We start from the raw sequence: 9509 nt of genomic DNA on the forward strand, positions 1-9509 counted from the left end.
GAACAGTTAAACTGTTCTTAAAAAATGAAATGAACATGAATTATATGAATGTTGTTAATCACTTAACAATCAAATTGATTATAGCATATTTTGTAATTTTGTACAATATTTTAAAAATTTAAATATTTTTTCAATTGATACAAGCAATAACCTTTGACAATCAATAATAATTATTATAAAATATGATTAATTAAATAATACGGGATGGTGTAAATGGATAATATTACTAGTATATTCAAAGAAAAAAAATTAAAATTGACTCCTCAAAGAATAGCTGTTTATAAGTATTTAAAAAGTACTAAAGAGCATCCTTCTGCGGAAACTATTTATAAATCATTACAAGAAGATTATCCAACTATGAGTTTAGCTACTGTTTATAAGGCACTTAAAACTTTAGTTGAAGTAGGTCTAGTTCAAGAAATAAATGTTGGTGAGGGAAATTTTAGGTATGATGGAAATGCTTGCGAGCATTCACATATTCAATGTTTAACTTGTAATAAAGTTGATGATGTAGAAGATTTAGATGTAAAAAATTTAAACATTTATGCAGCAGAACATTCTAATTATAAAGTAATTTCTAATAAAATATATTTTTATGGTATATGTACTGAATGTCAAAAAGATAATAAATAAAAGGAAAGTGGATAATCCACTTTCCTTTTATTTATTCTTTAAATATATTAGATACATCTTTTTTTATTTCTTTAAGATTACTATTTTCATTCATTGATTTTTTAATTAAGTTTATTAAAACTTGTTTTGATTCATAAGATAAATTTAAATAATATGGTATATTAGTAATTCCTCCATTAGCTATTGTCCATGTGCTTTTTTTATTAATTCCCATACAACTTGAATCTATAACTTTATTTCCTGTAAAATATCCTTTCTCTGCTATTTGTGTATATGAATCATTTGTTAATAAATAATCAAAAAATTTATTAACTAATATAGGATTTTTATTATTATTAACAGAACATACTATATAATTACTGAAAATAGGTGGAGTTGTTTTTATTAGTTCTTTATTTATTTCTCCAAGAAAAAATAAATCTTTAAAATCTTTATTGCCAACTCCTACTAAGCTGGTAACTAACGCCATAGGAATATTTTCTTTATCTAATTTATTTATATCATCTATATTAACATTATAAAAATAATTAAATCCAACTTCTTTTTTTACTTTATTTAAAGTGTTTAATACCTCTTCTATAAGAATTTTATTGCTTTTAATTTCCTTTTCTCCATTATATATATCTATTAAATTATCTTTTTTAATTATGCTATTAGCTAATAATGTAGATAATGCTAACTCTAAATTAAGTTCTTTAGGAAGAATCATTGGAATTCTAATATTATTTTCTTTTATAATATTAATTAAATCTTCAAAATTATTAATGTCTCTATTTCCTATTAAATTTTTTAAAATATTTTCATTATAAATAAATTCTAAAGAGTAAGGAAATAAAGCCATACCATAAAATTCTTCTCCTATTTTTCCATAACTTAATGTTATATTATAAAACTTTTCCTGAATATTGCTATTTTCAAAATAACTTGTTAATTTATTTATTAATCCTAATTTATGTAACTCTAAAAAATTAGGTCTACTACATAAAATAATATCATATTTTTTTTCACTAATATCTTCTTTTATTTCATTTATACTTTTAAATTCCTTAATATTTATGGGAATTTTACTGTATCTATCTTTAAAGCCTTTTAATATTAATTCAACTGCTTCTTTATCACTAGTATATTGTGATTCTAAAAGTATGTTTATAGTTTCATTAGTTTGATTTGTTAAATTCCTTCTTTTGCATCCAAAACAAGATATACTTAATGTTAATATTAAAAATATACCTATAATTTGTTTTAATTTAATCATTTTAATACCTCCATTTATTCTAAAAATTATTATGTTTATTAGCAATAAATATAATATAATCACATATACTTTAATGAGGTGATTATATGAAATTTAATGTAATAATTGTTACAAAAAAAACATTAATAATATTCAGTACTCTTTTATTATTAATAGGCTCAGGATTTTTATACCTAGCTAAAATAAATTTTAATTCTTATTATACTGATGAAAGCATACCCATTATGGCAAAACCTCAAGGCGAACAAGCTATAAAAAAAGACTTAAATGGTGATGGAAAAGAAGATGTGCTTTATATAACTGCTAAAGAAGAAAAATACTATGTAGAAGCACTTATAAATAAAAAAACTTATTTTTTTAATGAAAAAAAAACACTTAAAACTTTAGGAAATTATTATAGTCATTGGCCAATGACTATAAATATTATAGATATTAATAGAGATAGGATTCCTGAAATTATTATTCAATCTTCACAAGAAAATACTCCAATTCAACATATTTTCACATGGAATAATAATGAATTTTTAGACATATATTGTTCAACTAATAATATATTAGGTATTCTAGATTCATCAAATAATAAAACCCCTAAATTATTATCAGCTTCTTTAGAAAGTAGTCAATCAAATATTCAACAATATCTTATGAAAGAAAAAAATTTGAAAAATATATCTTATGAAAAAAATTCACTACCAGGATTAAATTCTGTAATTCAATTTATAGATTTAATTGAATATCCTTATGAGTTATCTGAAACTCCAAATATATTTGCTCCTAATATTAATAGTGATGAACTTGCTATTCTTTGGCAATTAGATAAAGAAAATTTTACTTATACATTTCAAGATTGTTTTTTTAGAGATGATTCTTGGGATTCTTCTAATACTCTTTCTAGCTGTACTTGGACTTTAAATTTTAAAAAAGCTCTAAAAAATTCAGATAAAGACTTTTCACAAATTAGTTTTAAAATATGTCTAAATAAAATAAATAATGAATTTTTTATTAGTTTAATAGATAATTTTAATAAATAATTAAAGGGCCACAATTTGTGGCCCAAAAGGGGGATGGGGGATTCAAGAGAAATATTCTCTTGCTACATAATATATTATTTACTTAAGAAATTATATTTATTCATAAATTTTTAATTATCTATAAATTATTTCACCTTTTTTATACATTTCTATTACTTTATCTAAAAATTTAATTTTATCTTCATCAACAAAATTTTTTAAAGAAGATAACATTCTAACTTTGTCATCTTTATCACTAATATTATTAGTTTTTCTCTTACTATACATATTATCATTATTTATATTTAATCTAACGTTAGATTCATTATTATTAAAATTTGTATCTTGTGATGTAAATTGAGGATTGAAACTTCCTGATAATAAACTAGCCAACATATTTCCCATATTATTTGATCCTTTCATACTGCCAGTTAGCATATTAGCTAAATTGGATATATCTGGATAATTATTATTTGTAGAATTTTTCAACAATAAATCTTTTAAAACATTATTCATGGAGTCCATGCTAAAATTTTCCTGCTTTATAGAAGATATCATTTGTGCTAGAGAATTATTATCTATTTCACCTAATCCCAACATTTTAAATAATTCAGGATTAATATTTAAACCATTATTATCATCCTTATCATCAAATTTACTTCTATGTTTATGTTTAGACATTATATTCCTCCTTAATACTTTTTATGTATAATAAAATATTTTTTTGGAGGGCACTAAGCCCTCCCACTCATTATTCTAATTTTAATATACTTAAACTTAAATTAAAATAATATAGTATTGCTTTATAATAGTTTTAAAAACTTATTTCTATTTTGTATATGCATATTTAAATAATGTTATTCTAATCGTTTCCAAAACCACATAAGAGCATTAATAAGATTATTGTAGAAACTGAATTATTATTTCCTAAGCCCAAAACATTTCCAAAATTATTATTATTTCCACCTAAAGCTAATAATATTAAAACCCATAAATAACAAGAATCATTTTCACAATCACAAAAGTAATTGCATGCTTTTGTTTTTTTACTCATATTTAAGCACTCCTTTTAATATAATTTATTATATTGTTAATAATTAAATGGCGTAGCAGTATTAAAGCTTGTACCACTACCTAATCCATAACCATAATTATTGTATAAAAGTATAAGAATTAAAATAAACAAATAATAAGATTGATTTTGATTTTTTAAATGATATTTTTTCTTTTTACTCACAAATGCACCACCTAAAATTCAATTTCAAAATTTAACAATATTATCTATTTCCTAAAAGTAATAATAATATTAATAAAAACCCTTTATTTCCACCTTTTAAAAATCCATTAAATCCATTTCCACTTGATAATAATAAAATTAAAATCAACAAAGTATTATTATTTCCCAATCCTCCTGACATTCCTGGTGATGGATTTGGTGTACAACTCGGATAATATCCATAATTTTCAGGTCCGCAAGTACAACCATAATCACAATTATCACCTGCTGGATTACCTCCACCTGCCATATCATTTAAAATTTGATTTAACTCCATAAATAAAAGCCTCCTTATTAATTTATTTAGTTTTATACTATATATTATTCCAACATATATAAATTGACACTTTTATTTGTAATTTTTCTAAATTATATTTTAAAGAGAATTTTTAACTAGTATCATTACTATAATGATTTTAATTTTCAATTAAGCTTATTAACAAGTTATAAAAATTTCTAAAATAAAAATGCCATAAGATTTACCTTTTTAAATCTCATGACATTTTAGTTTTAAACTTCTTCTACTAAATCTGAAAATAGTATATCTATAAGTTCATCTCTACCTTTTTTATTTAAGGAAGAAAAATAGTTTAGCTTTTCTTCTTGATCTAATTTTAAAGTTTCTCTTATTATTTTTTCACTTTTTCTTAATTCATTATTAGATAATTTATCACTTTTAGTTGCAACTATAGCAATATCATATCCATAATGCTTTATCCACTCATACATTTGAATATCATCAGCAGTAGGTTTATGTCTACAGTCTACCAGTAATACTACTCTTTTTAATGGCTCTCTGTCCACTAAATATCTTTCTATTACTGCTCCCCAACTTTCTTTTTCTTTTTTAGAAACCTTAGCATATCCATAACCAGGTAAATCAACTAAAAACATATCTTTATTTAATAAAAAGAAATTTATTAATCTAGTTTTTCCTGGAGTTTGACTAACTTTAGCTAATCCTCTTCTATTAGTTAAAGCATTTATAATAGATGATTTCCCCACATTAGATCTTCCAACAAAAGCTATCTCTGGAAATCCTTCCTCTGGATATTGATTCTTTTTAACTGCGGATATTATAAATTCAGATGTTTTAATTTTCATATTTATCCTCTCCAATTAATGTATTTTCTAATACATCTTGTATTTTTTCTGCAAGTATAATATTTAACTTATTTTTTATTGTATTAGGTATTTTTATTAAATCTTTTTCATTTTCTTTAGGTATTATAACTGTATCTATTCCTATTCTACTAGCTGCTAAACATTTTTCTTTTAAACCTCCAATAGCTAAAACCCTACCTGTTAAAGTTATTTCTCCTGTCATAGCTACATTATGCTTAACTTTTTTATTAGCAAGCGCAGATACTAATGCTGTAGTAATTGTTACACCTGCCGAAGGACCATCTTTAGGAACAGCTCCCTCTGGAACATGTATATGTATATCCTTGTCTTTGTAAAATTCTGTATCAATCCCTAATTTTTCCTTATTAGCTCTAACAAATGAATATGCAGCTCTTGCAGATTCTTTCATAATATCTCCTAATTGCCCTGTTAATTCTAATTTTCCTTTTCCATCCATGACCATTACTTCTACTGGAAGTGTATCTCCACCATATGCAGTCCAAGCCATTCCGGTAACTACACCTATTTTATTTTCTTTGTCCAGAGCATCATAGTTAAATATTGTTGGTCCCAAATACTTTTCGATTAATTTAGATGATATATTAATTTTTTTCTTATTTTTTTCTATTATAATCCTTATAGCTTTTCTTATAACTGTAGCTATAATTCTCTCTAATCCTCTAACACCTGATTCTTTAGTGTAACCTTCTATAATTAATTTTAATGCATTATCAGAAATTGTTATTGTATTTTTTTTCACACCATGCTCTGAAAGTTTTTTAGGTATTAAATATTTTTTAGCTATATGAAATTTCTCTTCATATGTATATCCGGATACCTCTATTATTTCCATTCTATCTAATAATGGTCTAGGAATTGTATCTAAAGAATTAGCTGTAGTTATAAACATTACATTAGATAAATCTAAATCAACTTCTAAGTAATGATCTCTAAATGTTGAATTTTGTTCTCCATCTAGAACTTCCAATAAGGCATCTGCTGGATTTCCTTTTATATCATTACCAAGTTTATCTATTTCATCTAATAAAAAAAGTGGATTATTGGATTTAGCTTGCTTTAATCCATTAACTATTCTTCCTGGTATTGCTCCTACATATGTTCTTCTATGACCTCTTATTTCAGCTTCATCTCTAACTCCACCTAAAGACATTCTTATAAAATTTCTATTAACAGCTTTTGCTATACTTTTTCCTATAGATGTTTTTCCAACTCCAGGAGGACCTACTAAACATAATATAGGACCTTTTAATGAATTACTCATTTTTCTAACTGCTAAATATTCTAAAATTCTCTCTTTCACATCATGTAATCCATAATGTTCTTTTTCTAAAATATTTTTAGCTATCTTCAAATCAATAGTATCTTCAGTATGTTCATTCCATGGTAATGATAATAAAACATCTAAGTAACTTCTTATAGCTCCACCTTCTTGAGAATGTATAGAACTTACTTTCAACCTAGAAATTTCATAATATGCCTTTTCCTTTATATTGCTAGGCATATCTTTAGTTGTTAATATTTCTTCATATTTTTTTATAGCCTTTTTATTTTCGTCATCTTCTCCTAGTTGTTCTTGAATTACTTTTAATTGCTCTCTTAAATAATATTCTTTTTGACCTTTATCTATTTTAGCTTTAACCATAGAATCTATTTTTTTCTCTATAGCTACTAATTCTTTTTCTTGTTTAACATATATAAGAAGTTTTTTTACTCTTTCTTTTATGTCAATTAAATGTAAAAGTTCTTGTCTTTGTTCTTGTTTTAACACTACATAAGCTGCTATAATATCCACAACTTTTCCTGCATCATTCATTTCATCAATATTATCAAAAAAGTCTGGAGTTTTAGTATTAGTAGTAGTCTCTAAAAATTCAAAAAATTCATCTTTTAACATTCTAAGTGCTGCTTCTAATTCTGAATCTTTAGTATAATCTATATCTGATACTAAACTCTCTATAGATACCTCTATTATATCCTCTTTATCGTAATATTCTATTATTCTTCCTCTTTCAATTCCTTCAACCAATACTCTTATGCTATTCTTAGGAAGCTTGACAATTTGTTTTATCTCACAAACTGTTCCTACATTAAATATATCTTCTCTAGTAGGCTCTTCAATATCAATATCCTTTTGAGCCGCTAAAAAAATTTTTTGATTTTGTGACATGGCCTTCTCTATTGCTTTAATAGATTTTTTTCTTCCAACATCAAAATATATAACCATATTAGGAAATACTGTCATGCCTCTTAGAGGAATTAATGGAAGAATTTCTTTATTTTCTTGCATATTTCTCCCCTCCATCTGTTGTAAATTATAGTCTTTATCAAGTATACACATATTATTATAAATTTTCAACTATTACAAATAAGGAAAAGTTATTTACAAAAAATAAAAGTCTCTAAAGTATTAAAATATATCACATAGGATATATTTTAATACTTTAGAGACTTTTCTATAACAAATTATTTTAATTTAAGGATTTAGCTGCAATTATTTCTATATTATTATCATTATCCTTAACTTTAGTAGTAATATTTTCTTCATTAATTATAGCTATTTTTAATACTTCTTCAATTGATGTTACTGGTATTATTTTTATATCTTCTATATTTTCAAATCCATTATTCCAATTATCTTTTGGTATAATAACTATACTTGCTCCTGCTTTTTTTGCAGCCATAATTTTAGCATTTACTCCTCCAATAGCCTTTACAATTCCTTTTAATGAAATTTCTCCTGTCATTGCCACTTTATTATTTATAGGCTTATTGCATATTGCACTATATATTGCTGTTGTTATACTAATCCCTGCTGATGTACCATCTACTGGCATTCCTCCAGGAAAGTTAACATGAATATCATATTCATCACATTTGATATCAAGTATGTTATTTAATACTGTTAAGACATTTTGTACTGAACAATATGCTGTACTTTTTCTTTTCATTTTTTTATTTGATGAAGTTATTTCTTCGTCTTCAACTATACCAGTTATCTTTAATATACCTTTTCTTTTAAAATTTTTTCTTTTAGCTATAGCTTCTATTTCCATTAAAGCTCCCATATTAGCACCATATACAGCTAATCCATTAACTGTTCCAACTTGAGGATTTTCACTTATAGTATTATCTATTCTAGGTGAATATTGACCATTTTCAATTGTCCAATTAATATCTTCTAATGTAATAAAATCTCTATTATCATTAGTAGCTAATCCAACACATAATTGTATTAAGTTTACCACTTCTCTTCCATTAGAACAATATTTCCCTATAGTTTTTAATCCTTCATTACTTATTTTAAAATTAACTTTTTTAACAGCATTTTCAGCAATTTTAACAATTTCATTATTTTCTAATGGTTTAAAAAATATTTCTACGCATCTTGAACGTATAGCTGGAACTATTTCTTCTGGATTTCTTGTAGTAGCACCAATTAATCTAAAATCTGCTGGTAATCCATTATCAAAAATTTCTTTTATGTATGTAGGTATATTAGGATTTTCTGAACTATAATATGATGAATCTAAAAATACTTTTCTATCTTCTAAAACTTTTAAAAGTTTATTTAATTCAATAGGATGTAATTCCCCTATTTCATCTATAAATAAAATTCCTCCATGTGCTTTAGTAACAGCTCCTGGTTTAGGTTGTGGCACTCCTGCTATTCCTAATGCTCCTGCACCTTGATATATTGGATCATGCACTGAACCTATAAGTGGATCTGCTATTCCACGTTCATCAAATCTTAATGTAGTAGCATCAATTTCAACAAATTTAGCTTCTAATTTAAAAGGAGAATTAGCCATTGTTTTAGCTTCTTCTAAAACTACTCTTGCTGCAGCAGTTTTTCCAACACCAGGAGGTCCATATATGATAACATGTTGTGGATTTGGACCACATAATGCTGCTTTTAAAGCCCTTATTCCATCCTCCTGCCCTATAATTTCATTTAAATCTGTTGGTCTACTTTTTTCTGTTAATGGTTGAGATAATTGGATAGCTTTTAACTTATTTAAAGTTTCCATACCTTTTTCATTTTCTTTATCTAAAATTTTCTTATTTTGCTTAGTTTGATTTCCTGAATTATTTACCATATATATAAAAAATATAATCATTATTATACATTGAAGTATAATTAAAAAAGTTGATATCTGCATATTAATTCCTCCTTTTACTTATATTAGTA

10 protein-coding genes are annotated in these 9509 nt (G+C 24.8%); 2 read left to right on the plus strand and 8 right to left on the minus strand.

All coding sequences use genetic code 11. The annotated features are described in order from the left end of the window. The first annotated feature begins 213 nt into the window (after positions 1-213). The gene (gene perR, locus GBZ86_RS09385) at positions 214-633 is read left to right on the plus strand and encodes a transcriptional regulator PerR (protein WP_152890029.1); all 420 of its coding nucleotides are present in this window, start codon (positions 214-216) and stop codon (positions 631-633) included. Between the two features lie 31 nt (positions 634-664). Here the strand turns inward: perR and GBZ86_RS09390 are convergent, their stop codons facing one another. Then, on the minus strand, positions 665-1888 hold the full coding sequence (locus tag GBZ86_RS09390) for a type 2 periplasmic-binding domain-containing protein (protein WP_152890031.1): 1224 nt from the start codon (positions 1886-1888) through the stop codon (positions 665-667). A gap of 86 nt (positions 1889-1974) precedes the next feature. Between GBZ86_RS09390 and GBZ86_RS09395 the strand changes: the two genes are divergently transcribed. Further along, positions 1975-2919, plus strand: coding sequence for an FG-GAP repeat domain-containing protein (locus GBZ86_RS09395; RefSeq protein WP_152890033.1), 945 nt, complete (start codon positions 1975-1977; stop codon positions 2917-2919). Positions 2920-3033: 114 nt separating this feature from the next. On the opposite strand, the gene GBZ86_RS09400 is transcribed toward GBZ86_RS09395, so the two are convergent. From GBZ86_RS09400 to lonB, 7 genes are all read right to left on the minus strand, one after another. Beyond that, positions 3034-3579, minus strand: coding sequence for a hypothetical protein (locus GBZ86_RS09400; protein WP_152890035.1), 546 nt, complete (start codon positions 3577-3579; stop codon positions 3034-3036). 181 nt (positions 3580-3760) lie between these two features. Then, the gene (locus tag GBZ86_RS09405; protein WP_152890037.1) at positions 3761-3952 is read right to left on the minus strand and encodes a chorion class high-cysteine HCB protein 13; all 192 of its coding nucleotides are present in this window, start codon (positions 3950-3952) and stop codon (positions 3761-3763) included. A gap of 36 nt (positions 3953-3988) precedes the next feature. After that, entirely contained in the window at positions 3989-4135 is a 147-nt protein-coding gene (locus GBZ86_RS17120; protein WP_170272197.1) for a hypothetical protein, read from the minus strand. A 40-nt stretch (positions 4136-4175) separates the two neighbouring features. Then, complete coding sequence (locus GBZ86_RS09410) at positions 4176-4451, minus strand: hypothetical protein (RefSeq protein ID WP_152890039.1); 276 nt, start codon at positions 4449-4451, stop codon at positions 4176-4178. Between the two features lie 233 nt (positions 4452-4684). Continuing rightward, the gene (gene yihA, locus GBZ86_RS09415; protein ID WP_152890041.1) at positions 4685-5278 is read right to left on the minus strand and encodes a ribosome biogenesis GTP-binding protein YihA/YsxC; all 594 of its coding nucleotides are present in this window, start codon (positions 5276-5278) and stop codon (positions 4685-4687) included. Further along, entirely contained in the window at positions 5268-7607 is a 2340-nt protein-coding gene (gene lon / locus GBZ86_RS09420) for an endopeptidase La (RefSeq protein ID WP_152890043.1), read from the minus strand. The genes yihA and lon overlap by 11 nt, the downstream gene beginning before the upstream one ends. Positions 7608-7788: 181 nt before the next feature. After that, positions 7789-9480, minus strand: coding sequence for an ATP-dependent protease LonB (gene lonB / locus GBZ86_RS09425; RefSeq protein WP_152890045.1), 1692 nt, complete (start codon positions 9478-9480; stop codon positions 7789-7791). Between the last annotated feature and the right edge of the window lie 29 nt (positions 9481-9509).

Origin of the sequence: Clostridium tarantellae (genome assembly GCF_009295725.1) — a bacterium.
In the GTDB taxonomy this organism is placed as follows: domain Bacteria; phylum Bacillota; class Clostridia; order Clostridiales; family Clostridiaceae; genus Sarcina; species Sarcina tarantellae.